The sequence below is a fragment of the Rhodococcus sp. Z6_132 genome, from assembly GCF_058133635.1.
The window spans coordinates 692288-715290 of record NZ_JBYUNP010000003.1 but is presented as its reverse complement, the minus strand read 5'-3'; the positions used below and the strand labels follow the sequence as shown (position 1 = coordinate 715290).

General features: G+C 73.3%; 24 protein-coding genes and 1 riboswitch. Of the genes, 9 read left to right on the top strand and 15 right to left on the bottom strand.

Translation table 11 applies throughout. The features are described from left to right. Positions 1 to 131: 131 nt before the first annotated feature. From AC3YO9_RS16565 to AC3YO9_RS16540, 6 genes are all read right to left on the bottom strand, one after another. On the bottom strand, positions 132 to 1262 hold the full coding sequence (locus AC3YO9_RS16565; RefSeq protein WP_489983940.1) for a glycosyltransferase family 4 protein: 1131 nt from the start codon (positions 1260 to 1262) through the stop codon (positions 132 to 134). 10 nt (positions 1263 to 1272) lie between these two features. Beyond that, on the bottom strand, positions 1273 to 2649 hold the full coding sequence (locus AC3YO9_RS16560) for a hypothetical protein (RefSeq protein ID WP_489983939.1): 1377 nt from the start codon (positions 2647 to 2649) through the stop codon (positions 1273 to 1275). Between the two features lie 78 nt (positions 2650 to 2727). Beyond that, a complete protein-coding gene (locus AC3YO9_RS16555) occupies positions 2728 to 3828 on the bottom strand; it encodes an NlpC/P60 family protein (protein ID WP_489983938.1) in 1101 nt (366 codons plus the stop codon). An 88-nt stretch (positions 3829 to 3916) separates the two neighbouring features. Beyond that, positions 3917 to 4075: riboswitch (cyclic di-AMP (ydaO/yuaA leader) on the bottom strand. Between the two features lie 105 nt (positions 4076 to 4180). Next, positions 4181 to 5524 (bottom strand): saccharopine dehydrogenase family protein, encoded by a 1344-nt coding sequence (locus AC3YO9_RS16550; protein ID WP_489983937.1) that lies wholly within the window; start codon positions 5522 to 5524, stop codon positions 4181 to 4183. 52 nt (positions 5525 to 5576) lie between these two features. Next, on the bottom strand, positions 5577 to 5828 hold the full coding sequence (locus tag AC3YO9_RS16545; protein ID WP_127782463.1) for a hypothetical protein: 252 nt from the start codon (positions 5826 to 5828) through the stop codon (positions 5577 to 5579). A gap of 88 nt (positions 5829 to 5916) precedes the next feature. After that, positions 5917 to 7236, bottom strand: a complete 1320-nt coding sequence (locus tag AC3YO9_RS16540; RefSeq protein WP_489983936.1) for an NYN domain-containing protein — start codon at positions 7234 to 7236, stop codon at positions 5917 to 5919. 84 nt (positions 7237 to 7320) lie between these two features. On the opposite strand from AC3YO9_RS16540, the gene AC3YO9_RS16535 reads away from it, so the two are divergent. Together AC3YO9_RS16535 and AC3YO9_RS16530 are read left to right on the top strand one after the other, a co-directional pair. Then, entirely contained in the window at positions 7321 to 9054 is a 1734-nt protein-coding gene (locus AC3YO9_RS16535; RefSeq protein ID WP_489983935.1) for a DEDD exonuclease domain-containing protein, read from the top strand. Between the two features lie 50 nt (positions 9055 to 9104). Further along, a complete protein-coding gene (locus AC3YO9_RS16530) occupies positions 9105 to 9383 on the top strand; it encodes an Lrp/AsnC family transcriptional regulator (protein ID WP_127782461.1) in 279 nt (92 codons plus the stop codon). Positions 9384 to 9397: 14 nt separating this feature from the next. Here the strand turns inward: AC3YO9_RS16530 and trpD are convergent, their stop codons facing one another. Genes trpD through AC3YO9_RS16515 form a run of 3 tightly spaced genes read right to left on the bottom strand, consistent with a single transcriptional unit; the run spans position 9398 to position 11353 of the window. After that, the gene (gene trpD / locus AC3YO9_RS16525; RefSeq protein WP_489983934.1) at positions 9398 to 10441 is read right to left on the bottom strand and encodes an anthranilate phosphoribosyltransferase; all 1044 of its coding nucleotides are present in this window, start codon (positions 10439 to 10441) and stop codon (positions 9398 to 9400) included. Continuing rightward, positions 10438 to 10860 (bottom strand): response regulator, encoded by a 423-nt coding sequence (locus AC3YO9_RS16520; RefSeq protein ID WP_127782459.1) that lies wholly within the window; start codon positions 10858 to 10860, stop codon positions 10438 to 10440. The genes trpD and AC3YO9_RS16520 overlap by 4 nt, the downstream gene beginning before the upstream one ends. Before the next feature lie 37 nt (positions 10861 to 10897). Continuing rightward, positions 10898 to 11353 carry a hypothetical protein gene (locus AC3YO9_RS16515; protein ID WP_489983933.1) on the bottom strand — a complete coding sequence of 152 codons (456 nt, stop codon included), beginning with the start codon at positions 11351 to 11353 and terminating at the stop codon, positions 10898 to 10900. Positions 11354 to 11472: 119 nt separating this feature from the next. Here AC3YO9_RS16515 and ctaE point away from each other — a divergent pair, with 119 nt between their 5' ends. From ctaE to qcrB, 4 genes are all read left to right on the top strand, one after another. After that, positions 11473 to 12090, top strand: a complete 618-nt coding sequence (ctaE, locus tag AC3YO9_RS16510) for an aa3-type cytochrome oxidase subunit III (protein ID WP_127782458.1) — start codon at positions 11473 to 11475, stop codon at positions 12088 to 12090. Between the two features lie 84 nt (positions 12091 to 12174). Continuing rightward, positions 12175 to 13011, top strand: a complete 837-nt coding sequence (qcrC, locus tag AC3YO9_RS16505; RefSeq protein ID WP_127782457.1) for a cytochrome bc1 complex diheme cytochrome c subunit — start codon at positions 12175 to 12177, stop codon at positions 13009 to 13011. Then, on the top strand, positions 13008 to 14138 hold the full coding sequence (gene qcrA, locus AC3YO9_RS16500) for a cytochrome bc1 complex Rieske iron-sulfur subunit (RefSeq protein ID WP_489983932.1): 1131 nt from the start codon (positions 13008 to 13010) through the stop codon (positions 14136 to 14138). Before qcrC ends, qcrA begins: the two co-directional genes overlap by 4 nt. Then, positions 14135 to 15766 carry a cytochrome bc1 complex cytochrome b subunit gene (gene qcrB, locus AC3YO9_RS16495; protein ID WP_489983931.1) on the top strand — a complete coding sequence of 544 codons (1632 nt, stop codon included), beginning with the start codon at positions 14135 to 14137 and terminating at the stop codon, positions 15764 to 15766. Before qcrA ends, qcrB begins: the two co-directional genes overlap by 4 nt. Positions 15767 to 15881: 115 nt before the next feature. Here the strand turns inward: qcrB and AC3YO9_RS16490 are convergent, their stop codons facing one another. From AC3YO9_RS16490 to AC3YO9_RS16470, 5 genes are all read right to left on the bottom strand, one after another. Then, entirely contained in the window at positions 15882 to 16790 is a 909-nt protein-coding gene (locus AC3YO9_RS16490; RefSeq protein ID WP_489983930.1) for a class I SAM-dependent methyltransferase, read from the bottom strand. A 101-nt stretch (positions 16791 to 16891) separates the two neighbouring features. After that, entirely contained in the window at positions 16892 to 18895 is a 2004-nt protein-coding gene (locus tag AC3YO9_RS16485) for an acetoacetate--CoA ligase (protein WP_489983929.1), read from the bottom strand. Positions 18896 to 18986: 91 nt separating this feature from the next. Then, entirely contained in the window at positions 18987 to 19628 is a 642-nt protein-coding gene (locus tag AC3YO9_RS16480; protein WP_489983928.1) for an NAD(P)-dependent oxidoreductase, read from the bottom strand. Positions 19629 to 19717: 89 nt separating this feature from the next. Continuing rightward, positions 19718 to 20386: an SDR family NAD(P)-dependent oxidoreductase gene (locus tag AC3YO9_RS16475; RefSeq protein WP_489983927.1), complete on the bottom strand. Its 669-nt coding sequence runs from the start codon at positions 20384 to 20386 to the stop codon at positions 19718 to 19720. A 58-nt stretch (positions 20387 to 20444) separates the two neighbouring features. Further along, positions 20445 to 21107, bottom strand: coding sequence for a hypothetical protein (locus AC3YO9_RS16470; protein WP_127782450.1), 663 nt, complete (start codon positions 21105 to 21107; stop codon positions 20445 to 20447). 63 nt (positions 21108 to 21170) lie between these two features. Here AC3YO9_RS16470 and AC3YO9_RS16465 point away from each other — a divergent pair, with 63 nt between their 5' ends. The 3 genes from AC3YO9_RS16465 to AC3YO9_RS16455 are packed head-to-tail and all read left to right on the top strand — an operon-like array spanning position 21171 to position 22722. Further along, positions 21171 to 21386, top strand: a complete 216-nt coding sequence (locus AC3YO9_RS16465; RefSeq protein ID WP_127782449.1) for a hypothetical protein — start codon at positions 21171 to 21173, stop codon at positions 21384 to 21386. Continuing rightward, complete coding sequence (locus AC3YO9_RS16460; RefSeq protein ID WP_489983926.1) at positions 21383 to 21922, top strand: DUF2243 domain-containing protein; 540 nt, start codon at positions 21383 to 21385, stop codon at positions 21920 to 21922. Before AC3YO9_RS16465 ends, AC3YO9_RS16460 begins: the two co-directional genes overlap by 4 nt. Continuing rightward, positions 21922 to 22722 carry a cytochrome c oxidase assembly protein gene (locus tag AC3YO9_RS16455; protein WP_489983925.1) on the top strand — a complete coding sequence of 267 codons (801 nt, stop codon included), beginning with the start codon at positions 21922 to 21924 and terminating at the stop codon, positions 22720 to 22722. The genes AC3YO9_RS16460 and AC3YO9_RS16455 overlap by 1 nt, the downstream gene beginning before the upstream one ends. A 7-nt stretch (positions 22723 to 22729) precedes the next feature. On the opposite strand, the gene AC3YO9_RS16450 is transcribed toward AC3YO9_RS16455, so the two are convergent. Then, positions 22730 to 22975 (bottom strand): DUF2630 family protein, encoded by a 246-nt coding sequence (locus AC3YO9_RS16450; RefSeq protein WP_489983924.1) that lies wholly within the window; start codon positions 22973 to 22975, stop codon positions 22730 to 22732. Positions 22976 to 23003 lie beyond the last annotated feature (28 nt).

Genomic DNA, 23003 nt, shown 5'->3' with positions numbered 1-23003 from the left:
CGACAGCCCAGGCCGCCCCGCCGCCAGCACAGCGCCCCCGCGACCGACGTCGCGGGGGCGCTGTGCTGTGCCTGTCCCGGGGGCGCTGTGCTGTGCCTGTCCCGGGGCCGCTGTCCCCTGGCGCGGTGGGCTCAGCCGTCGATGAGGGTGCGCAGCCGCTGGGACAGCCGGTCCCAGCGCCAGTGCTCCGCCGCCCAGGTGCGCCCGGCCGCCCCCATCCGCGCGGCGAGGTCGGGGTCGGCCAGCAGTCCGCCGACGGCGCGGGCCAGCTCGTCCACGTCGCGCCCGTCCACCACCCGCCCGGTCTGTCCGTCCAGCACCGTCTCCGGGGCACCGCCGGAGCGTCCGGCCACCACCGGCAGCCCCGAGGCGGAGGCCTCCAGGTACACGATGCCCAGCCCCTCCACGTCCAGCCCCGCGCCGCGGGTGCGGCAGGGCATGGCGAAGACGTCGCCGAAGGTGTGGTGGGCGGCCAGCTCGTCGGCGGGCACTCCCCCGGTGAACACCACGTCCTGGGCCACCCCGGTGGCGGCGGCCAGCTTGTGCAGGGTGTCGGAGTAGGGGCCGCCGCCCACCAGCACCAGGGCGGCGCCGGGCACCTGCCGCTGGATCTGGGGCAGCGCGCGGATCAGCATGTCCTGCCCCTTGCGCGGCACCATCCGGGACACGCACACCACCACCGGGCGCTCCCCCAGCCCGTAGCGGGCGCGGAGCTCGGCGCGCGCGGCCGGGTCGGGCTGGAACACGGTGGTGTCCACGCCGGAGGGCAGGTGCTCCAGCGCGGCGCGGGGACCGAACGCCGAGGCGAAGCGCCCGCGGGTGTAGCGGCTGACGTAGGTGACGACGTCGGCGCTGTCGCCGATGCGGCGCAGGGCGCTGCGGGCAGCGGGCAGCATCGACCAGCCCACCTCGTGGCCGTGCGTGCTGGCCAGCACCCGCTCGGCGCCAGCCGAGCGCAGCGCCGGGCCGAGCAGCGCCAGCGGGGCCGCCGCGCCGAACCACACCGCCGAGCACTGCCGGTCCACCAGCAGCCGGCGAGCCCGAGCCAGCACGTCGGGGGTGGGCAGCATCAGCGTCCCGGGGTGGCGCACCACCTCGAAGGGCTGCTCGGCGTCGAAGCGCACGTGCGAGTCGCCCCGCCAGGACGGGGCGTAGACCACCAGCTCGTCGGCGGGCAGGTGCTGGGCGAAGGTGTGCAGGTAGGACTGGATGCCGCCCGGTCGTGGGGGAAAGTCGTTGGTCACCACGAGTGTCCGGCGCATCCTGAGCAGGCTAGTCCAGCGCCTGCTGCAGCCAGCGGCCCCACTCGACCAGCAGGGCGCCGAGCGAGACGCCGAGCACCGGCTGCACCGCGGCGTCGATCTCCGCGGTGGAGGGAGCGGGTAGTGCAGCGACGGCGAGGTACACCCCGCGCAGCGCGTCCTCGCCCCGGGTGGCGGCCAGGAACACCGCGAACGACCACGACAGCTGGTAGGCCAGCTCCACCTTGGCGCCGCTGGTGGTGGTGGCGAACTGGGTGTCCACGGGCAGGCTGTCCGGTGGGCCCGCCGAGCGCACCACCGCGGCCACGGCGGGTGCGCCGTCGGACAGCGAGACCCCACTGGCCCGGTAGCCGACGTAGTCGGCGAAGCCCTCGGCCAGCCACACCGGGGCCTGGGCGCTGGTGGCGGCCCGCGCGGCCACGTGGGTGAGCTCGTGGCGCAGCACCACCCGGCGCGACAGCGGGGTGAGCCGGCTCAGCGTGGCCGGGTTGAACACCACTCGCTGGCCACGGACGGTGCCCGCGGAGCGGTCGATGTTGTCCGCGATGGAGACTGCGGCAATCTCCCCCTCGGCGAAGTCCGGGCCCACCAGCGCGCGCAGCTCGTCCTGGTGGTCTGGCAGGAAGACCGCGGCGCGCTGCTGCCAGCCCGGCCCCCAGAAGTCGGTGACCGCGGCGACCGCCGGGCCGAGCTCCTTGGCCAGCAGGTCGAGGTCGGCGGCCCGGCTGGGGTGACCGAGCACCACTCCCTGGGGCACCACCCGGGCGATCACCGGGCCGAAGTCCCACAGCCCGCGCCAGGTGCTGCGGCCGTAGCGGTCGGCGGCGGTGTCGCTGACCAGCCGCCACACGTCCCCGCGGCGGGCCAGCACCACGCCCACCGGGCGGGTGGTGCTGGCGGCGTCCGCGCCGGCGATGGCGTAGCGCAGCACCACCGGTGGCGACCAGACCTCGTCGGCGCCCAGCCGCGCGGTCACTGCGGGGTCGACGGTGGGCACCGCCTCCTCGGTGATGTCGTAGCCCCAGTCGGCCAGCGGCACCTGGGTGAGGTTGGCGGCCCTGCGGGCCTCGGCGGCAGGGAAGCCGACGTCGGCACCCGTGTCGAACAGGGTGGCCAGCAGCGCGGAGTCGTTGCTGCGCACGGCGACGGCCCACTGGTCGAGCAGCTGTTGCACCGCCTTCTTGCGCGCGGCCTGGCTCGCCGCGGGCGGCACTGCGTTCTGCGAGGCGGTGGTGGTCAGCGGTGGGGCACCGGTGGTGCTGGGCCCGGACACTCCCGCGTCCCGCGACGTTGGGGTGTCCGACCGCAAGGCCACGACGGCCGCGGTGATCACCAGGACGAGCACGAGCGCCGCCAGCAGGACGCGCGGCAGCGCACGACTGCTCATCGGTCCAGCCTAGGACACCCCGTCGTCGTGGCGGGGTGTCCGTTCCGGTGGCCCGCGCGGATCAGTGCAGCGGAGTGATCAGTAGCGGCGAGCACCGGTGTAGGGCATGTTGCCCATCGGCGCGACCTTGACGGGCTGGCCCTCGGTGGGGGCGTGCACCATGTTGCCGCCGCCGGCGTAGATGCCCACGTGCGAGACCGGGCTGTAGAAGAACACCAGGTCGCCGGGCTGCAGCTGGTCGCGGGAGACCGGGGTGCCGCCGCCGGCCTGTGCTGCGGCGGTGCGCGGGATGGCGGTGCCGGCCTGGCGGAAGGCCCACTGGGTCAGCCCGGAGCAGTCGAAGGAGCCGGGGCCGGTGGCGCCGTAGACGTAGGGCGAGCCGAGCTTGCTCATCGCCGCCTGCAGGGCGGTGGCGCCACGACCCGAGCCGGCGGACCGGGTGCTGGCGACCGCGGGAGCGGCCGGGGCGACGGCCCCGCCGCGAACGGCCGCAGCGGGAGCCGCGGGCTGGCTGGCAGCCTCCGCGGGCGGCGTGACGGGGGTGGTGGGAACCGGGGAGACGAAGCCCGCCGGGACGATGGCACCGGCGTAGCGCACCCGCTCGGCCTCGGTGAGCGAGGCCAGCTTGGCGCGGACCGCGGTGGACCGGGTGCTCAGCTCGTCCTGCTTCTTGCGCAGGTCCGCCTGCACCAGGGCGGCGGCGTCGGCGGCGGCCTTGGCGGCGGCGTCAGCCGAGCGCGCGTCGGTGGCGGCGGTGGCGGCCTGGGCGGAGGCGGCGGAGAACTTCTGCACCCGGTCGTTGGTGTCCGCGGCCAGCACGTCCAGGCCCGACATCTGGTCGAGCAGGTCCTGGGGCGACTCGCTGATCATCAGCGCGGACAGCTTGTTCAGGCGTGCGCCCTGGTAGGAGGCGGAGGTGAGGGCGTCCACGGTGCCGCGGAACTGCTCCTGCTCCGACTGCGCCACCCGGAGGCTCTCCTGCGCGGAACCCAGCCGGGCCTCGGCGTCGACCCGCTGCGATTGCTTGGCGTCCAGGTCGACCTGCGCGCCCAGGAGCTGCTCGTTGACCACCTCGGCGTCGTGGCCCAGCCGGGCGAGCTCCTGCTCAGCCTGGGTCGCGTTGTCGGGGAGCACCGGGTCGGCGCTGGCCGGGGTGGCCGACATCGTGGCGATGGCCACCGCGGCCATTCCGGCGGCGAGGACGCCACGAACAGTGCGTGTGCGGGCCGTACGAGCTCGAGCTAGGGACGCCACAGGGCGAAGTCTCCTTGTATCCGTTAACCGCCTACCGAGTTAGCTGACGGGTTCGGACTGGACACAAACAGCCCTACAGCGCGGTCGCCCGTGACGGCGGCGAGCTGATTCACCCCGGAGAACTGGGTTCCCGGCTCGACTCCCCGACGGGTCGACTCGGCGGTGACCCCCAGTGCAATCCTCTTGAGACCGCTAACCCCTGGAAGGTCTCGGCCAGGTTACGGAATGGACATCCCCCGTGTCTACTGTGACCGTTTCGAGACGTGGGTGGCGTCGCTCAGCGGCTCGCCACGTCGAAGGTCATGCCGGCGCGGCGCAACCTGTCGAGCAGGGCGGTCCCCATGGCGCTGGCCGGGGTGAGCACGCCCGCCGCTGCAGGCAGCTGCGCGCGGTCCAGGGCCAGGCACAGCGCGCTCTCCCCCATCATCATCGCGGTCGCGGCGTAACCGGGATCACCCTGCGCGGCGACGGTGCACACGTACCGTCGACCGGTGGTGGTGCGGGTGTGCACCTCCATCCGGAAGTAGCCGTTGCGCTGCGCTCGCTCGGACGGGCCGCTGCCGGGGCTGGGCAGCACCCGGTCGAGCACCCAGCGGGCGGGGCCGAACATGAGCCCGGCCGCAGCACCCCAGGTGCCGCCGGCGATGGCCAGCGCAGCACCGGGTGAGACCACTGAGTCGCCGCAGCCGATCACCTCGCGGTAGCGGAGCGTGCGGCCGTAGGCCCAGCCCTGCAGCGCGTTGCTGCGCCGCACGATCCGGGTGTTGTACTGCGCCATGACGAACGGGGCCGTCCAGCCGCCCACCTCGGGGTCGCGGCGCACGAAGGCCTGGTCGGCCTCCTCGCCCAGCTGCGGCTCGGCGGCGCGGTCGGGGCTCATCGCGTAGGGGTCGGCCACGTGCTCGGCCAGGGACGGGTCGGTGCGCACCACGTCCACCTGGTTGCGCAGCGAGTCGATGGTGCCGCCGCTGAACCCGCCGCGGGCCGCCTTCACCACCAGCGTGGTGTCGGTGAGCTCGCCGGCGCCGTCCGCGCGGACCTGCTCGTGCAGGCTGAGCACACCGAGGTCGGAGGGGATGGAGTCGAAGCCGCAGGAGTGCACGATGCGGGCACCGGTGCGCGCCGCCACGTCGTGGGCGGCGGCCATGCTGTCGCGGACGAAGAGCACCTCGCCGGTGAGGTCGACGTAGTCGGTGCCCGCGGCGGCGCAGGCGCGCACCAGGGGCAGGCCGTACTTGGCGTAGGGCCCCACCGTGGTGGCGACCACCCGGGCGGCCTGGGCCACCCGGCCCACCGCGTCGGCGTCGGCCGCGTCGGCCACCACCAGCGGCCAGCTCTGCGCGGCCGGGCCCAGCCCCGCGCGAGCCGACTCCAGCCGCTGCAGGGAGCGACCGGCCAGGCCCACGCGCAGGTCCGCCGGGGCGTGCTCGGCCAGGTAGCGGGCCACGAGCTTGCCGACGAAGCCGGTGGCTCCGAACAGGACGACGTCGAGCTCCCGGTCCCCGGCGGGCTGCACCGGGGCTTCCGGCGCGGCCGGCTCGGTGGGTGCGGTCGGCTCGGTGGGTGCGGCCTGCTCGGACGGCTCAGTGGGCTCGAGGGGCTCGTGCTCGGTGTCTGCCATGCCGACCACCCTAGGGGGACAGGGCGAGCCGCCGCTGCCTCCACGAGGCGGCTCAGCCCGCGCGGCGGTCCGGCGCCGGCGGCGGGTCCTGGGGCACCAGCCGCAGGCGGGGCACCATGCCGGCCTCGGCCAGCACCTCCATGGCCCGCTGCTCCTCGGCCCCGATCTCCACCGCGCTGCGAGCGGGCAGCCCGGTGGTGGCCGTGGCCGGCGCAGGGAGCCCGGGGTGGCCCAGCAGCACGGAGATCACGCAGTCTCCGCACGCGAGGTCGCGCACCGCACACGTGTCGCAGTCGATCACCATGGTCCTGCTCCATCTCGCCGAGCGGTCGGGTGGCTCCTGACCGGCCTCGGCGCGGACGCTAGGGGCGGGCACCGACAAGAACCCGTGCTCAGCGGGCCAGCCACTCCAGGAGCACGTCCGAGGCGACGCTGTGCGCGCCCATCGCCCGCACCGACTCGGCCACCTCCCGGTCGGAGCTGGCCACCACCACCGGCCGGCCCTCCGGCTCGGCGGCGGTGAGCTCGCGGATGACGTCGTCGGCGATCACGCCGTCGGCGCTGAAGACCACCCGCACCCCGCGCGCCCACACGTGCCCGCCGCCGGAGACCACCGCCGCGCCGTCGAACACCACGGTGACTTCCGCCCGGGTCTGGGCGGCCAGCAGCGCCAGCGAGCGCACCAGCCGGTCGCGCTGGGCGATCAGCGTCAGCTGCGGGTACCCGGTCTTGCTCACGTTGTAGCCGTCCACCAGCAGGTGCACCTCCGGCAGCCGCAGCGCCCGGTCCAGCGCGCGCTCGTCGGGCAGCACCCGGCCGGGGGTGCGCGGCCGAGCGAGGGCGGCGGCCACCTGGTCGGCCGGCAGCACGCCGCGGGCGGTGGTCTGCGGGTAGATGCCCAGCTCGGAGCGCAGGCCCTTGCTCACCCCGGTGAGGGTGTCCAGCAGCAGCCGCAGCCGCACGTCGTCGGCGTTGCGGGCCTCCCCCGCCGCCAGCCGCGCCTGGTCGCGCTCGCGCTCGGCCCGCTCGGCCCTGGCCTGCTCGGCCGCCAGCCGCGCCTGGTCGCGGGCCCAGTCCGCGCGCACCTGCTCCAGCTCGGCCGCCACGCCCTGGGCGCGGCCCTGCTGGGTGGTCGAGGCGACCGCGGCGGCGTCCAGGGCCTCCCGCAGGCGCTGGCCCTGCTGGCGCAGCCGCGCGCGCAGCCGGGTCACCTCCTCCTCCAGCGCGGGGGCGGGGGCGGCGGCAGTCGCCTCCCGTGCCTGGGCCAGCTCGGCCGCCAGGCGCTCGTGGGTGCGCTCCGCCTTCAGCAGCCGCCCGCGCAGCACCGCCACCTCCGCCCGCAGCGCCCGCAGCTCGTCGATCTCGCCCGCCTCCGCCACCAGCTCGGCCGCCACCGGCTCGCCCAGCAGCAGGCTGCTGGCGGCGGCGGCCACCCGGTCGGCGGAGGCGGTGTCCAGCTGGTGGACCGTGCTGCCCCGCAGCTGCTCCACCACCGCCGCCCGGAAGCGGGGCTGGGTCCGCACCGCGGCCACCATCTGCCGCGAGCCCAGGCGTCGGCGCTTGGCCGGGGTGAACCGCAGCAGTGGTCGCAGCTCGGCGGGCACGTCGGCGGGGCGCATGGCGGGCAGCGCCGCGTCGACCAGGTCGGCCAGCCGGTCGAGCACCGCGGCGGGCAGCTCCTCCGGCCCGGCGTCGCGCAGGGTTTCGGTCACCGCTCAATGCTATTCACCGGGCAACGCCGCAGGTCGCGGCGCCGGCACAGGAAGTGTCGGTCGCCTGACCTAGCGTGCGCGCCCATGAGCTCTCCACAGCTGGTGCAGCCGAACCAGCGGCAGCTGACGTTCGACGAGCTGGGCACCCCGCTGAGCGAGGTCACCTTCGTGGTGGTGGACCTGGAGACCACCGGCGGCAAGGCCGGCGTGGACGCGATCACCGAGATCGGCGCGGTGAAGGTGCGCGGCGGTGAGGTGGTCGGCGAGCTGGCCACCCTGGTCGACCCCGAGCGCGGCATCCCGCCGCAGATCAGCCAGATCACCGGCATCACCTCGGCGATGGTGCACGACGCCCCGACCATCGCCGCCGTGCTGCCCGCGTTCCTGGAGTTCGCCGCCGGCGCGGTGCTGGTGGCCCACAACGCCCCCTTCGACACGGGCTTCCTCAAGGCGGCCTGCGAGCGGCTGGGGCTGCCCTGGCCCGCCCCGCGGGTGCTGTGCACGGTGAAGCTGGCCCGCCGGGTGCTCACCCGCGACGAGGCACCCTCGGTGCGGCTGTCCGCGCTGTCGGGGCTGTTCGGCACCGAGACGCTGCCCACCCACCGCGCCCTCGACGACGCCCGTGCCACCGTGGAGGTGATGCACCGGCTGTTCGAGCGGGTGGGCAACCTGGGGGTGCACAGCTACGAGGAGCTGGTCACCTTCCTGCCCGCGGTCACCCCGACCCAGCGGCGCAAGCGCAGCCTGGCCGAGCACCTGCCCAGCGAGCCGGGGGTATACCTCTTCCGCGGGCCGGGCGAGGAGGTGCTCTACGTGGGCACCGCCACCGACCTGCGGCGCCGGGTGCGCAGCTACTTCACCGGCTCGGAGACCCGCACCCGGATCAAGGAGATGGTGGCGCTGGCCACCCGGGTGGACTCGGTGAGCTGCGCGCACGCGCTGGAGGCCGGGGTGCGCGAGCTGCGGCTGCTGGCCCACCACGCCCCGCCCTACAACCGGCGCTCCAAGTTCCCGCACAAGGCGTGGTGGGTGACGCTCACCGACGAGGCCTTCCCGCGGCTGTCCGTGGTGCGCACCCCGCGGGACGGGGCCCTGGGGCCGTTCTCCCGCCGCTCGGCCGCGGTGGAGGCCGCCCAGGTGCTGGCCGACGCCAGCGCGGTGCGGCCCTGCTCGCAGCGCATCCCGCGGCGCTCTCCCAGCGCCACCCCGTGCGCGCTGCACGAGATGAACCGCTGCGCGGCGCCCTGCGCGGGGCTGCAGTCGGCCACCGACTACGCCCGCGGGCCGCGGCTGGTCGCCGAGGCGGTGGCCGGTCGCGACACCCAGGTGCTGCTCACGCTGGTGGCCGGGGTGGAGGAGCTCTCCACGCAGTGCCGGTTCGAGTCCGCGGCCCAGCGCCGCGACGAGGCCGCCGCGCTCATCGCCGCCACCCGGCGGGCCCAGCGGCTGGCCGCCCTGGCCGCGGTGGACGAGCTGGTGGCCGCGCGGCCGGACGGCAGCGGCGGCTGGGAGCTGGTGGTGGTGCGCTGCGGCCGGCTGGCCTCGGCGGGCACCGCCCCGCGCGGAGTGCACCCGGTACCGGTGGTGGACGTCCTGGTGGCCTCGGCCGAGACGGTGCTGCCCGGACCCGGACCGCTGCGCGGCGCCCCCGCCGAGGAGGTGGGGCTGGTGGCCCGGTGGCTGGAGCAGCCCGGGGTGCGCCTGGTGCGCGCCAGCACTCCCTACGCCGAGCCCGCCTGGGGTGCCGGACGCTGGACGGAGTGGGCGGTACGGGCCCGGACCGCGGCGCGGGAGCCGCTGCAGGCCCAGCACTGGTGAGCGGGGCGCCGGCCCCTAAACTCCGGGCACGGCCCTACCCAGGAGGATCTGTGCTCACAGCCATCGTTCTCGTGCACACCGCAGCTGACCGCATCCCGGAGGTGGCCCAGCAGATCGCCGACATCCCGGGCGTCACCGAGGTCTACTCGTGCGCCGGCGACGTGGACCTCATCGCGCTGCTGCGGGTGCGGGAGCACGAGCAGATCGCCGAGATCGTCACCGAGCACATCAGCAAGGTGCCGGGCGTGCAGCGCACCGGCACCCACATCGCCTTCCGGTCCTACTCCAGCCTGGACGCCGACTCCGGCTTCGAGATCGGCGCGAGCTAGCCGCTGGCCCGCCCTCAGCCGGCCAGCTGGGTGGACAGCACCGCCCACCGGCGCAGCAGGGTCGCCGCGGCACCGCTGTCGATCGACTCCGCCGCCCGCGGAAGCTGGGCTGCCACCGCCTCGGTCAGCCCACCCACCGGCACCCCGGCGTGCGCCGCCAGCGCACCGGCGGCGTTGAGCAGCACCGCGTCGCGCACGGGGCCGGTCTCGCCCTTCAGCACCGCGCGGGCCACCGCGGCGTTCTCGGCGGCGTCGCCGCCGCGCAGCGCCTCCACCGGCACCCGCGCCAGTCCGAGGTCGTGGGGGTCGAACGCCTCCTTGGTCACCGAGCCCTCGTGCACCACCCACACCGTGGACGTGGTGGTGGTGGTCAGCTCGTCCAGCCCGTCGTCGCCGCGGGCCACCAGCACCGAGGAGCCCCGCTTGGCGAAGACGTCGGCCAGCGGGCCGGTCATGTGCTCGTAGGCGCAGCCGATCAGCCCGGCCCGGGGCCGGCCCGGGTTGGTCAGGGGGCCCAGCACGTTGAACGCGGTGGGGATGCCGATCTCGCGGCGCGGGCCGGCGGCGTGGCGCAGCGCCGGGTGGTAGACCGGCGCGAAGCAGAAGCCGATGCCCAGCTCCTTGACCGTGGTGCTCACGCCGGTGGGCCCCAGCCCGATGGCCACCCCGAGCGCCTCCAGGACGTCGGCGGTGCCGCTCTTGGACGACGCGGCGCGGTTGCCGTGCTTGACCACCGCCACGCCGGCGCCGGCCACCACCAGCGCGGCCATGGTGGAGATGTTCACCGTGTTGGAGCGGTCGCCACCGGTGCCCACGACGTCCACCGCGTCGCGGTCCACCTCCACCAGCTTGGCGTGGCGCAGCATCGAGTCGGCCATGCCGGACACCTCGGCCCCGGTCTCCCCCTTGGCCCGCATGGCCACGCCGAGGGCGGCGATCTGCGCGGGAGTGGCGGCGCCGGTCATGATCTCGTCCATCGCCCAGGCGGTGTCGGCGGGCGTCAGGTCGCAGCCGTCCACGACACGACCGAGCAGGCTCGGCCAGGTGATGTCGGTCATCCGCGCACGACCGCCAGCCCGGAGCTGCGCAGCACCTCGGCCACGGTCTCGGCAGCGGTCAGCGGGTCCAGCGGGTGCACCAGCACGGCGTCGGCCTGCGACCAGGTGGCCAGCCAGCGGTCGTCCTGACGACGCACGGCCACCACCACCGGCGGGCAGTGGGTGATCTCGTGCTTGAGCTGGCGGCACAGGCCGATGCCCCCGGTGGGCTGTGCCTCGCCGTCGAGCACCGCCAGGTCCACCGTGCCCGCATCCAGGTGCTGGAGGACCTCGGCGATGGTGCCCGCCTCGACGTAGCTGATCCGGCCCAGGTCAGCGGCGGGACGACGGCCCACCGCGCTGATGATCGCCTCGCGCACCGGGGGGCGGTGGCTGAACACCAGGACGGTGCGGCTGGGGGCGTCCGCGTGGCTGCTCATCGGCACAAATCCTCCTGGTGGACGGGTGCCAGGCATGTTATCGGCCGACGGCGCCCAACGGTTGTGCGGGCGCTTGCAGCGCGTCCCAGCCCAGCACGTCGCCGCCGAGGCGCTGGGCCAGCCCGACCATCCGGGAGCGCTCCTGCGAGCAGTGCAGGGCGTCCAGCAGCTGCACCCGCTGCAGCACCAGCACGCCCGGCTCACCGGTCACCTCAGCCGCGGGCGCGTAGCCGTCCTGCGCGGCGATCGACACCGCCTCGGCCACCGCCCCGGCGGGCACCCGCAGGTGGTGGCGCAGCACCGCGGGCTCCTCCGCTCGCCACTGCGGCGACTCCGCCAGAGCCGTGGAGCAGGCCTGCACCTCGTCGAAGCCGCGCGCCACCACCAGCAGGTCGGCTCGGTCCGGATCAAGCTCCTGGCGCTGCGTGGCACCCCGGCCGAGGCCCACCGCCGCGGCCCACCGACGCACCCGTCCACCCACTGAGGCACCCATGCCGTCCACCCTGCCCTGCCGCCCGTGTGCAGGGCGAGCGGGACAGGCCACACGCCTGAGTCGCGACACCACCCGACCCCATGACGCCGCGGCCGCGCTGAGGCGGCATACTGCTGCTCGTGACGAGCTCAGTAGGGACCTCCGGGACCGCCATCACCCAACGCGTGCACTCGCTGAACCGACCCAACATGGTCAGCGTCGGCACGGTGGTCTGGCTGTCCAGCGAACTGATGTTCTTTGCCGGCCTGTTTGCCATGTACTTCACAGCACGTGCGCAGGCAGACCCGGCCATGGGTTGGCCGCCGGAGCCTACGGAGCTAGAGCTTCCGTACGCCCTGGTGTTCACGGTCATCCTGGTGGCTTCCTCCTTCACCTGCCAGATGGGCGTGTTCGCCGCCGAGCGCGGTGACGTGTTCGGCCTGCGCCGCTGGTACATGGTGACGCTGGTGCTGGGCCTCATCTTCGTGCTGGGCCAGGCCAACGAGTTCAAGAACCTGGTGCACCACGGCACGTCGATCTCCAGCAGCTCCTACGGCTCGGTCTTCTACCTCACCACCGGCTTCCACGGCCTGCACGTGATCGGCGGACTGGTCGCCTTCGTGTTCCTGATGATGCGCACCCGGATGAGCAAGTTCACGCCAGCTCAGGCCACCGCGGCCATCGTCGTGTCCTACTACTGGCACTTCGTCGACATCGTGTGGATCGGCCTGTTCGCCACGATCTACATCGTGCGCTGAGCCCGTGGCCGCTCTCCGCACCGCACCGCTCGTGTCCTGCCCGATGACCGCGACCCCAGCCGTCCCCGATCACAAGGGATCCCGATGAGCTCCTCACCGACCGCGACCAGCTCGCGAATACAACGCAAGAGCCGCAGCAAGCTGCGTCGCCGCGCCACCGGACTGGTGGTGCTGATGCTGGCCCTCGTCGGTGCCGGTGTCATCGCCTCGGTGGTCACCCCCACCCCGCAGGTGGCGGTCGCCCAGGACCAGACGGCGCAGGCTCGTGAGGGCAAGCAGCTCTACGACAACGCGTGCATCACCTGCCACGGCGCGAACCTGCAGGGTGTGCAGGACCGCGGCCCCAGCCTGATCGGCGTGGGCGAGGCGGCCGTGTACTTCCAGGTCTCCACCGGCCGCATGCCGGCAGTCCGCTCCGAGGCACAGGCCGCTCGCAAGCCCGCCAAGTACGACACCGCGCAGATCGACCAGCTCTCCGCCTACATCCAGGAGAACGGTGGCGGCCCGGAGGTCGTGCGCAACGCCGACGGCAGCATCGCGCAGGAGTCGCTGCGCGGCGAGGACGTCGCCCGCGGCGGCGAGCTCTTCCGCCTCAACTGCGCCTCGTGCCACAACTTCACCGGCCGCGGCGGGGCGCTGTCCTCCGGGCAGTACGCCCCCGCGCTGGACCCGGCCAACGAGCAGCAGATCTACACCGCGATGGTCTCCGGCCCGCAGAACATGCCGAAGTTCTCCGACCGGCAGCTCTCTGCCGAGGAGAAGGCCGACATCATCGCCTACGTCAAGTCGTCGACCGAGACGCCCGCACCGGGCGGCTACGGCCTCGGCGGCATCGGGCCGGTCTCTGAGGGACTGGCCATCTGGGTCATCGGAATCGGTGCGCTCGTGGGTGCCGCGATGTGGATCGGAGCACGGGCATGAGTGGCGGAGACAACCAGGGCAAGCCGCAGCCCACGGACGAAGAGCTCGCCGGCATGAGCCGCGACGAGCTGGTCACGCTGGGGCTGGCCGAGGACGACGTCGTCCTCGCCCACCGGCGTGACCGCTGGCCCGTCAAGGGCACCAAGGCGGAGAAGCGGGCCGAGCGGTCCGTCGCCAGCTGGTTCGCCCTGTCCGGCATCGCGGCGCTGGCGTTCGTCGCCGTGTACCTGTTCTGGCCGTGGGAGTACGCGCCGGCCGGCAGCGACAAGAACACCCTCTACACCCTGTACACCCCGATGCTCGGCCTCACCATGGGCGTCGCCATCCTCGCGCTCGGTGTCGGCGTCATCGCCTACGCCAAGAAGTTCGTCCCGGACGAGACCGCGATCCAGCAGCGGCACCTGGGCGGCTCCAGCGAGCTGGACAAGAAGACCACCGTGGCCCTGCTGCAGGACTCCACGGACACCATCGGCATCGGCCGTCGCAGCCTGATCAAGCGGAGCCTGGGCTTCGGCGCCGGCGCGCTGGGCATCATGGCGATCATGCCGCTGGGCGGGCTGGTCAAGAACCCCTGGAAGGGTGGCTCCGAGGCCGCGCTGTGGACCTCGGGCTGGACTCCCAAGGACGGCGAGACCATCTACCTGCGCCGCTCCACCGGTCACTCCGAGGACGTCTCGCTGGTCCGCGCCGGCGACCTCGACGCCGGCTCCATGGAGACGGTGTTCCCCTTCCGCGAGTCCGAGCGGGGTGACGAGGAGGCGCTGCTGCACGCACTGCGCGGCTCCGACAACCCGGTCATGCTCATCCGCCTGCGTCCCGAGGACGCCGCCAAGGTGGTCAAGCGCAAGGGCCAGGAGACCTACAACTACGGCGACTACTACGCCTACTCCAAGATCTGCACCCACCTCGGTTGCCCGACGTCGCTGTACGAGCAGCAGAACAACCTGATCCTGTGCCCGTGCCACCAGTCGCAGTTCGACGTGCTGGAGTACGCGAAGCCGATCTTCGGCCCGGCGGCACGCGCCCTGCCCCAGCTGCCCATCACGGTCAACAGCGAGGGCTACCTGGTCGCGAACGGTAACTTCAACGAAGCGGTCGGCCCGGCCTTCTGGGAGCGCAAGTCATGACAACCACCACTGCCCCCAAGGGCAAGCTCGCCGCCCTCGGTGAGGGCGCAGCCACCTGGTCGGACGACCGGTACCACATGGCTGCCGGCATGCGGCGCCAGATCAACAAGGTCTTCCCCACTCACTGGTCGTTCCTCTTCGGTGAGATGGCGCTGTACAGCTTCATCATCCTGCTGGTCTCGGGCGTCTACCTGACGCTGTTCTTCGACCCGTCGATGGCCGAGGTCACCTACGACGGTGTCTACGAGCCGCTGCGTGGCGTGGAGATGTCCCGGGCGTACGAGACCTCGCTGAACATCTCCTTCGAGGTGCGCGGCGGGCTGTTCATGCGCCAGATGCACCACTGGGCCGCGCTGCTGTTCGTGGCGTCCATGGTGGTCCACCTGCTCCGTGTGTTCTTCACCGGCGGGTACCGCAAGCCCCGCGAGGCCAACTGGACGATCGGCGGGATCCTCCTGCTGCTGGGCATCGTGGAGGGCTTCGCCGGCTACTCCCTGCCCGACGACCTGCTCTCCGGCACGGGCCTGCGGATCGCCTCGGCGATCATCCTGTCCCTCCCGGTGATCGGCACCTGGATGCACTGGCTGGTCTTTGCCGGCGAGTTCCCCGGCACCATCATCATCGACCGCTTCTACATCGCCCACGTGCTGCTCATCCCGGGCATCCTGCTGGCCCTCATCGCCGCCCACCTGGCACTGGTCTGGTACCAGAAGCACACCCAGTTCCCCGCGGCCGGCCGCACCGAGAAGAACGTCGTGGGCGTGCGGATCATGCCGCTGTTCGCGCTGAAGGCCGGTGGCTTCTTCGGCGTCACCATGGGTGTGCTGATCCTGATGAGCGGGCTCTTCCAGATCAACCCGATCTGGACCCTCGGGCCCTACGACCCCTCACAGGTCTCCGCCGGCTCGCAGCCCGACTGGTACATGGGCTTCACCGACGGCGCGGCACGCATCCTGCCCGCCTGGGAGCTGTACCTGGGCAACTACACGGTGTCGCAGCCGGTGTTCGTGGCCCTGCTGTGCGGTGCGGTGATCGGCGCGCTGTTCGCCTACCCCGCCATCGAGCGCAAGCTGACCAAGGACGACGCGCCGCACAACCTGCTGCAGCGACCGCGGGACGCCCCGATCCGCACCTCCCTGGGTGCCATGGCCATCGCGTTCTACGTGGTACTCACCCTGTCCGGTGGCAACGACATCATCGCGTTCCACTTCGACATCTCGCTCAACGCCATGACCTGGATCGGTCGCACCGCCATCCTGCTGGTTCCGCCGATCGTGTACTGGCTGACCTACCGCTACTGCATCGGCCTGCAGCGCGACGACCGCAAGGTCCTGGAGCACGGCGTGGAGACCGGCATGATCAAGCGTCTGCCGCACGGTGAGTTCGTCGAGGTGCACCAGCCCCTGGGTGGCGTCGACGCCCACGGCCACGCCATCCCGCTGGAGTACCAGGGCGCGACCGTGCCCAAGAAGATGAACTCCCTGGGTGCGGCCGGCGAGGCCGGCCGCGGCAGCTTCCTCTACGCCGACCCGGCCGACGAGGCCGCGGCGCTGGAGGCGGCGGAGCGCGAGGGGCTCGAGGAGCACCACCGCGCACTGTCGGGCAAGCCTCTCGACCCGAGGGACTGACCACCGCCCCACCCGCACGAGACAGCCCAGCGGCCCCGGACCACGAGCTTCACGGTCCGGGGTCGCTGGCTGTCTGTCGCCCCGCTCCCCCGACGCGGGCGGGTGACACGTTCGGCTAGGTGTCGCCGCCCCTGCTCGCCACCACGTCGGCCAGCACCTCCTCCACCGAGCGGCGAGCGGCGTCCTCCGGCGGCCGGGACAGGTAGAGGTCGGCGTAGTACCTCCCGCCGTCCTCCTGCCCCGCCGGGTCGTGCCCGTTGCGGACCACGGCACCCAGCGCGGCCTCTCGCTCGGCGTCGTTGGCGAACCGGCGCTGCGGGAACGGGCAGCCGCCCAGCACCTCGGTGACCAGCCCGCGCTGGGACAGCAGCTCCGCCACCCCGGCGTAGGAGTAGGTGCGCAGCACGAAGGCCGCCACCCACGGCAGCTGGCCGTCCGGTCGCGGCTGCACCACGCTGTCGAAGGTGCGGGCGGTGATGTAGCCGACTCCCCCGGTGGCCGTCACCAGGCTCACCTGCCCCAGGTGGTCGTTGAGCTCCGGCGAGGGCAGCTGCTCCTCCAGGTTCTCCGACCAGCCGTCGTCGAGCAGCCCCACTCGCCGGGCGTAGGCCACCGCGTTGCCGGCAAGGTCCAGCCCACCCACCCGCGGGGCTGCCGCCCGACGCCGCTCGGCGTAGAACGCGGTGTCGGCCTCGGCCAGCTCGTCGGTGGACACGTCGGCGAGCTCGGCGCCGGTGTAGCGGGCGAAGAGCTCGGCCAGCGTCACCTCGCAGCACAGCAGCGCGGCGTTGATGCCGTAGGAGCAGCACAGGTCGAGCACCCAGGGCGGATGCACGTCGTCGGCGTCGGGAGCCTCCTCCCGGGCAGCGAGCAGCTGGCGGAAGACCGGCTCGGCCTGCTGGGGGATCTCGTAGTCGTAGCGCGCCAGGGTCCGGAAGTACTCCCGCGGGTCGGGCTCGTCGTAGATGTGGTCGAAGTTCGCCTTGCCGTCGCCCGGTCCCCCGGAAGCTCCGCCTTCACCCATAGCCGCCCCTTTGTGACACATGTGTTGTGAGTCACAAAGGATAGGCAGTCTGCGGGGGTACGCAGAACGAAGCCGCAGGTCACCGCCCTGCGGCGGGTGGATCAGGGGTTGGCGGTGGCGGCCCTGCGCTCGGCGCCCAGCCGCACGAACTGGTCGATGAGTGACGGATCATCAACTGCCCCAAGGCTCAACGCGGTCCCCGGGTCGGCACCCTGCAGCACCCGCTTCACCGGAACCTCGAGCTTCTTGCCGGTGCGGGTGTGCGGGATGGCGGCCACCGGGATCAGCTCGCTGGGCACGTGCCGGGGCGAGGCGTCCCGGCGCAGCGCGGCCACGATGCGCGCGCGCAGGTCGTCGTCCAGGGTGGCGCCCTCGGCGAGCACCAGGAACATCGGCATCCAGTAGCTGCCGTCGGGCATCTCCGCCCCGATCACCAGTGCCTCGGCCACCTCCTCGAAGGCCTCCACCACCTCGTAGATGTCCGCGCTGCCCAGCCGCACCCCGTTGCGGTTGAGGGTGGAGTCCGAGCGCCCGTGCACCACCACGCTGCCGCGGTCGGTGAGGGTGATCCAGTCGCCGTGGCGCCACACCCCCGGGTAGGTGTCGAAGTACGCCGCCCGGTACCGCGAGCCGTCCTCGTCGTCCCAGAAGAACACCGGCATGGACGGCATCGGCTCGGTCACCACCAGCTCACCGACCTCCCCGCGCAGCGACTGCCCCTCCGGGCCGTAGGCGTCCAGCGCCACCCCGAGCGCGGCGGCCGGGATCTCGCCGGCGTGCACCGGCACCGTGGGGGCGCCACCGACGAAGGCGCAGGCCACGTCGGTGCCGCCGCTGGTGGACACCAGCTGCACCCGCTCGGCCACCGCGTCGTGCACGTAGCCGTAGGCCGACAGGTGCAGGGTGGAGCCGGTGCTGCCGATGGTGCGCAGCGCCGACAGGTCGTGCTGGCGGCCCGGCACCAGGCCCGCCTTCTCGCAGGCCAGCAGGTAGCCGGGGCTGAGCCCGAAGACGGTGACGCCCTCCCGCTCCACCACCTGCCAGAGGGTGTCCGGGCTCGGGAAGACAGGGCTGCCGTCGTGCAGCACCACCGCCGAGCCCACCAGCAGGCCGGCGACGGTGAGGTTCCACATCATCCAGTTGGTGTTGGTGTACCAGAAGAAGGTGTCGTCGGGCCCGAGGTCGAGCTGCAGGCCCAGCGCCGCCAGGTGCACCAGCAGCACCCCGCCGTGGCTGTGCACGATGCCCTTGGGCTTGCCGGTGGTGCCGGAGGAGAACAGCACCCACAGCGGGTGGTCGAACGCGACGTCCACGACGTCCAGCGGGTGCGGGTTGCCCTCGGCGTCGGTGGTGGCCAGGGCCTGCGCCCACGCCAGGGTGCGCACTTCCCCGGCCAGCGGGGCGGGCTCACCGGCGCCGACGTGGTCCACGTGCACCACCGCTCGCAGGGTGGGGAGCCCGGCGGCCAGCTCGGCGGCGGCGTCGCGGCGGTCGACGGTGGTGCCGCTGAACCGGTAGCCGTCGGCGGCGACGAGCACGGTGGGCTCCAGCTGGGCGAAGCGGTCGGTGGCGGCGGCGGGGCCGTAGTCCTGCCCGCAGGCCGACCAGGTGGCGCCGAGGGAGGCGGTGGCCAGGAAGGCGACCAGCGAGACCCGGGTGTTGGGCAGGTAGCCGACGACGCGGTCGCCCTGCTGCACCCCCAGCCCGCGCAGCGCCGCGGCCACGGCGGCGACCTCGCTGCGCAGCTGGCCGAGGGTGGTGGTGACCGAATCGCCGGCCTCGTTGGTCTCCACCACGGCCCGCGCCTCGGCCGGGCCGCGCAGCGCGTGCTCGACGTAGCTCAGCGTCGCGCCGGTGAACCAGTCGGCGCCGGGCATCTCCCGGCCGGAGAGCACCTGGGTGTACGGGGTGGCCGAGCGGACGTCGAAGTGCTGCCAGACCAGCTCCCAGAACTGCTCCAGCTCGGTGGTGGACCAGGCGAGCAGGTCGGCGTAGTCGGACAGGTCGCGCCCGGCGAGGTCACCGGCCTTGCGGGCGAACGCGGCGAGCTGGCTGTGCTCGGCCTCCGGGCCGGGCGACCAGATGGGCTCGGTGCTCTGCTGCATCGCGTGCTCGCTCTCCTGACGGAACCGGTGTGCCCTGCCAGTCCACCAAATCCTCGGCGGCGGTGCAGGAGCGGCCCGCCGGCACCGGGACTCAGCTGCTGATGGCGGGGGCGGCGCGCAGGAAGCGGCGGCTGTCCACCTGGTCGGCGGTGAACGTGGCGAGGTCGGCCTTGCTCACCTGCCAGCCGATGCGGTCGGTGCCGAAGAAGCCCACGTGCCGCACGCCGACGCCCGGGCCGCCGGTGGGCAGGATGACGCGCACGATGGTCCACTCCAGGGAGGTGCGCATGACGGCGTTGGACATGCCCACCACCTCGCGGTACGCCCGCGGCAGGAGGGTCCGGGTCAGCCAGGACACCACCCGGGTCTGCGTCGTGGGGCTCTCCCGCGGGTCGAGCACGCACGGCGTGGCGTTGCCGACGTAGCGGCGCACCCCGTGCCCCAGCATGGCCTCCACCACCAGCCGGGTGCCCTCCACCAGGGGCGGGCCCACCCGCCGGCGGTTGAGCGTCGGCCAGAGCGTGCTCACCACCGCCTCCGCCCCGGCCACCGCGGAGCCGACTGCCACGCGGTCGGTGATCTCCCCGACCACCACGTCCACGTCGGCGGACCAGCTCGCCGGCGGCAGCACCGCCTCGTGCACGTAGGCGCGCACGGAGTGGCCGTTGTCCAGCAGGACGCGCACCGCGAGCCGGCCCACGTCGCTGGTCGACCCGAAGACGGTGACCTTCACCGCCGGCACCCCGCAGGGGTCACGGCACGGTCCTGGGTCACGGCACAGTGCTGGGTCACGGCACGGTCCTCCTCACGGCACGGTCCTCCTCACGCGGTGTAGACCAGCTCGGCCCGGTCGCGCCGGACGTAGAGGTCCCAGTAGGCCTTGGCGATTTCGTCGGCCTCCGCGTCCGGTGGCCCGGAGCCGATCCCGGTGTTGATGGCGACGTGCGCGGCGTAGACACCCAGCTCGGCCGCCACCTGGTTGAGGTCGAGCACCCAGCTGCGCAGCGCTGCGGCCGCGGCGTTGACGTTGCCCATCCTGGGGTGCGGCGTCACCGAGCCGGCGCCAGTGGTGAACAACAGCGTCCCCACCTCGTCGTCGATCATCGGCGGCAGCACCTGCTGGGCGGCGGTGACCGCGCCGTACAGGTAGTACTCGATCTGCGGCCGCAGGTTGGCCACGGTGACCTCCAGCGGGTCGGCCACCGCCAGCTCCGGAGCAGGCCGGTACGGGGCCGGGGAGAACTCGAGCACGTCCACCGCGTCGAACCGGTCGGTAACCCCGTCGAAGGCCTCCACCAGCGAGGTGGGGTCGCGGACGTCGGCGGGGAAGGCCGCCGCCTCGATGCCGGCGGCGTCGAGCTGGGCCACGAGCCCGTCCAGGCGCTGCTGCGACCGGGAGATCAGCGCCACCTGAAAGTTCTGTGCGCCAAAGGTCTTGGCGAGGGAGAGCCCCAGCCCGGGGCCTGCTCCGACGATGGCGATGACCGGCATGGGGGACTCCTCTGCTGCAGGGCCTCCCCCGCCACGGTAGCCCGGGTCCGGCAGCGGGCTAGGCCACCGGCGGGTAGGCGGCGAGCTCCTCCAGGCTGACGTCCACGGCGATCTCCCCGCCCAGCTCGGCCCCACCCAGCAGGGGCAGGTCGTCGCCGCTCCAGAACCGGCCGGGGTCGTACCAGCTGGCCTTGCGGTCGTCGGGCAGCAGCCCCATCGCCTGGTAGGTCAGGGCCAGCACCTCCGCGCAGTAGGCCGTCTCCACCGCGCGGTGCTTGACCCGGTTGCGGCGCAGCGCCCGCCCGGTGAGCCACCGGCCCGCCATCGTGGCGGTGCTGGGAAACGGCGTGCCGTCCAGCCGGGCGATGGTGCGCAGCACCGCGCCCTCCTGCTCCTCGGTCACCGGGCTCAGCAGCTGGCGCAGCCAGGGGCGCTGGTCGTAGCGGCCGGCCCAGGTCAGCACCGCCTGGCGCATGTCGTGCAGCTGCACGCCGCGCTGGTGGTTGCCGGTCCAGGCGTCGGGCAGGGAGCGACCCAGCTCGGCGTGCCACATCAGCGGTGGCAGGTCGTCGATCACCACGGCCATGCCCACGTGGTTGACCGGGGCGTTGGTGAGGGCACGGATGGCGCGGTCGGCGCCGGAGCGGCCCCGGAAGAGCCAGACGTCGCCGGTGCGGGTCATCTCCAGCGCGTGGTCGAGGGTGACGCTGGTACCGGTCATCCCCGCAGCCTAGGTCCCCCGGAGGGCCGAGAAGGCTTGGCGCAGCGACGTAGCCTGGGCCGCATGCGATGGTGGAAAGTGCTGGGAGTAGCAGGACTAGCGGGTGTGGTGGCCACGGGCGGGGTGGTCGCGCGCAACCAGCGGCAGCGCCGCAGCTACACCCCGGAGGAGGTCAAGGACCGCCTGCACCAGCGGCTCGCCGAGGCCAGCGACGCCACCGGCACGCACTCCGACCGCAGCAAGCCCGGCGTGGCCACCGAGCGCCAGCGAGCACGATGAGCACGCCGCCTGATGCCCGCACCCCCTCCGCCGCGCTGCGCGCGCCGGGCATCGTGCTCGGCGTGGGCCTCGGTGGCTTCGTGGACGGCATCCTGCTGCACCAGATCCTGCAGTGGCACCACATGCTCACCAGCACCGACACCGACCGGGTGGGCGTCGCCTTCTACCCGCAGGACACCGTGCACGGACTGGAGATCAACACCCTCTGGGACGGCTTCTTCCACACCTTCACCTGGCTGGCGGTGCTGATCGGGCTGGCGCTGCTGTTCTCCCGGCTCAGCTCCGGCCAGGTGCACAGCTGGCGAGCCGCACCGCTGTGGGGCTGGATCCTGGTGGGCTGGGGCTTGTTCAACCTGGTGGAGGGCATCATTGACCACCACGTCCTGGGCATCCACCACGTGCGCAGCGGCCCCAACCAGACGTGGTGGGACCTCGGGTTCCTCGCCCTGGGAGCGGTGCTGGTGGTCGTCGGCTGGCTGCTCGCGCGACCGTCCTCCCGCCGCACCACCACCCCGGTCGCCACCGCCCCCCGCTGATGCTCGCGCACGACGCGCACACCCACGCCACCGGCACGGGCGCCAGTCCGGTGGTGCTCGCCGTGCTGGGCCTGTTCGCCGCGGCGTACCTGGTGGGGGCGCTGCGCACCGACCGCGACGGCCGCGGCTGGCAGCACTGGCGCACCGCCGCGTTCCTGGGTGGGCTGGCGCTGCTGGGCTGGGCGCTGGTGCCCGACGCGCTGCCGCTGCCCGCTGGCACCTTCCAGGCGCACATGGCCCAGCACCTGCTGCTGGCCATGCTGGCCCCGCTCGGGCTGGTGCTCGGCGCGCCCGTCACGCTGGTGCTGCGCAACGTCTCCGCCACCACGGGTCGGCGGCTGGTGGCGGTGCTGCGCAGCCGGCCGGTGGGCCTGGTCGCCAACCCCGTGGTGGCGCTGCTGCTCACCCTCGGCTCGCTGTACCTGCTGTACCTGACCCCGCTGTACGCGTGGAGCAGCAGCCACCCCCTGGCCCACCACCTGCTGCACCTGCACTTCCTGCTCGCCGGCTACCTCTTCGCCTGGGTGATCGCCGGCCCCGACCCGGGCCCGCACCGGCTGTCGGTCAGGGCGCGGCTGGTGGTGCTGGGGGTGGCCATCGCCGGGCACGCCATCCTGTCCCAGCTGATGTACGCCAACCTCTACGTGCGCATCCCGACCACCAGCGACGACCTGCAGGCCGGGGCCTCGCTGATGTACTTCGGTGGCGACATCGCCGAGCTGCTGCTGGCGCTGGCCATGCTGCTCACCTGGCGGGTGCCGCGGCGCGCCCGGGCAACGACCGCGGTCAGCGCACCCTAGCCGTGCCTCACTGCAGGTAGCCCTCCACGTCCTCGGTGGGACGGGGTACGGCGGTGTCCGGGTCCTCGCCGGCGTCGCGCCGGGCCCGGCGCTGGCGCAGCAGGTCCCAGCACTGGTCCAGCGCCTGCTCCCGAGCCTGCACGCGCCGGCTCTCCTCCTCCGGGGAGATCTCGCCCTGCTCCTCGGCAGTGCGCAGGGCGTGCTCGTCGCTGACCAGCTGCTGGATCTTCTGCAGGATCTCGGCGTCGTCCATCGCCCGCCCCTTCACACTCGACAGCGCG

Excerpts from the sequence above, each read along its gene's own strand:
- AC3YO9_RS16520 (WP_127782459.1), bottom strand. The coding sequence starts at position 10,860 with ATGAGCAGCCACGCGGACGCCCCCAGCCGCACCGTCCTGGTGTTCAGC.
- trpD (WP_489983934.1), bottom strand. The coding sequence starts at position 10,441 with ATGACCGACATCACCTGGCCGAGCCTGCTCGGTCGTGTCGTGGACGGC.
- AC3YO9_RS16515 (WP_489983933.1), bottom strand. The coding sequence starts at position 11,353 with ATGGGTGCCTCAGTGGGTGGACGGGTGCGTCGGTGGGCCGCGGCGGTG.
- AC3YO9_RS16455 (WP_489983925.1), top strand. The coding sequence starts at position 21,922 with ATGCTCGCGCACGACGCGCACACCCACGCCACCGGCACGGGCGCCAGT.
- AC3YO9_RS16565 (WP_489983940.1), bottom strand. The coding sequence starts at position 1,262 with ATGCGCCGGACACTCGTGGTGACCAACGACTTTCCCCCACGACCGGGC.
- AC3YO9_RS16535 (WP_489983935.1), top strand. The coding sequence starts at position 7,321 with ATGAGCTCTCCACAGCTGGTGCAGCCGAACCAGCGGCAGCTGACGTTC.
- AC3YO9_RS16470 (WP_127782450.1), bottom strand. The coding sequence starts at position 21,107 with ATGACCGGTACCAGCGTCACCCTCGACCACGCGCTGGAGATGACCCGC.
- AC3YO9_RS16550 (WP_489983937.1), bottom strand. The coding sequence starts at position 5,524 with ATGGCAGACACCGAGCACGAGCCCCTCGAGCCCACTGAGCCGTCCGAG.
- qcrA (WP_489983932.1), top strand. The coding sequence starts at position 13,008 with ATGAGTGGCGGAGACAACCAGGGCAAGCCGCAGCCCACGGACGAAGAG.
- AC3YO9_RS16460 (WP_489983926.1), top strand. The coding sequence starts at position 21,383 with ATGAGCACGCCGCCTGATGCCCGCACCCCCTCCGCCGCGCTGCGCGCG.
- AC3YO9_RS16450 (WP_489983924.1), bottom strand. The coding sequence starts at position 22,975 with ATGGACGACGCCGAGATCCTGCAGAAGATCCAGCAGCTGGTCAGCGAC.
- qcrC (WP_127782457.1), top strand. The coding sequence starts at position 12,175 with ATGAGCTCCTCACCGACCGCGACCAGCTCGCGAATACAACGCAAGAGC.
- qcrB (WP_489983931.1), top strand. The coding sequence starts at position 14,135 with ATGACAACCACCACTGCCCCCAAGGGCAAGCTCGCCGCCCTCGGTGAG.
- AC3YO9_RS16560 (WP_489983939.1), bottom strand. The coding sequence starts at position 2,649 with ATGAGCAGTCGTGCGCTGCCGCGCGTCCTGCTGGCGGCGCTCGTGCTC.
- AC3YO9_RS16485 (WP_489983929.1), bottom strand. The coding sequence starts at position 18,895 with ATGCAGCAGAGCACCGAGCCCATCTGGTCGCCCGGCCCGGAGGCCGAG.
- AC3YO9_RS16465 (WP_127782449.1), top strand. The coding sequence starts at position 21,171 with ATGCGATGGTGGAAAGTGCTGGGAGTAGCAGGACTAGCGGGTGTGGTG.
- AC3YO9_RS16545 (WP_127782463.1), bottom strand. The coding sequence starts at position 5,828 with ATGGTGATCGACTGCGACACGTGTGCGGTGCGCGACCTCGCGTGCGGA.
- AC3YO9_RS16475 (WP_489983927.1), bottom strand. The coding sequence starts at position 20,386 with ATGCCGGTCATCGCCATCGTCGGAGCAGGCCCCGGGCTGGGGCTCTCC.
- AC3YO9_RS16490 (WP_489983930.1), bottom strand. The coding sequence starts at position 16,790 with ATGGGTGAAGGCGGAGCTTCCGGGGGACCGGGCGACGGCAAGGCGAAC.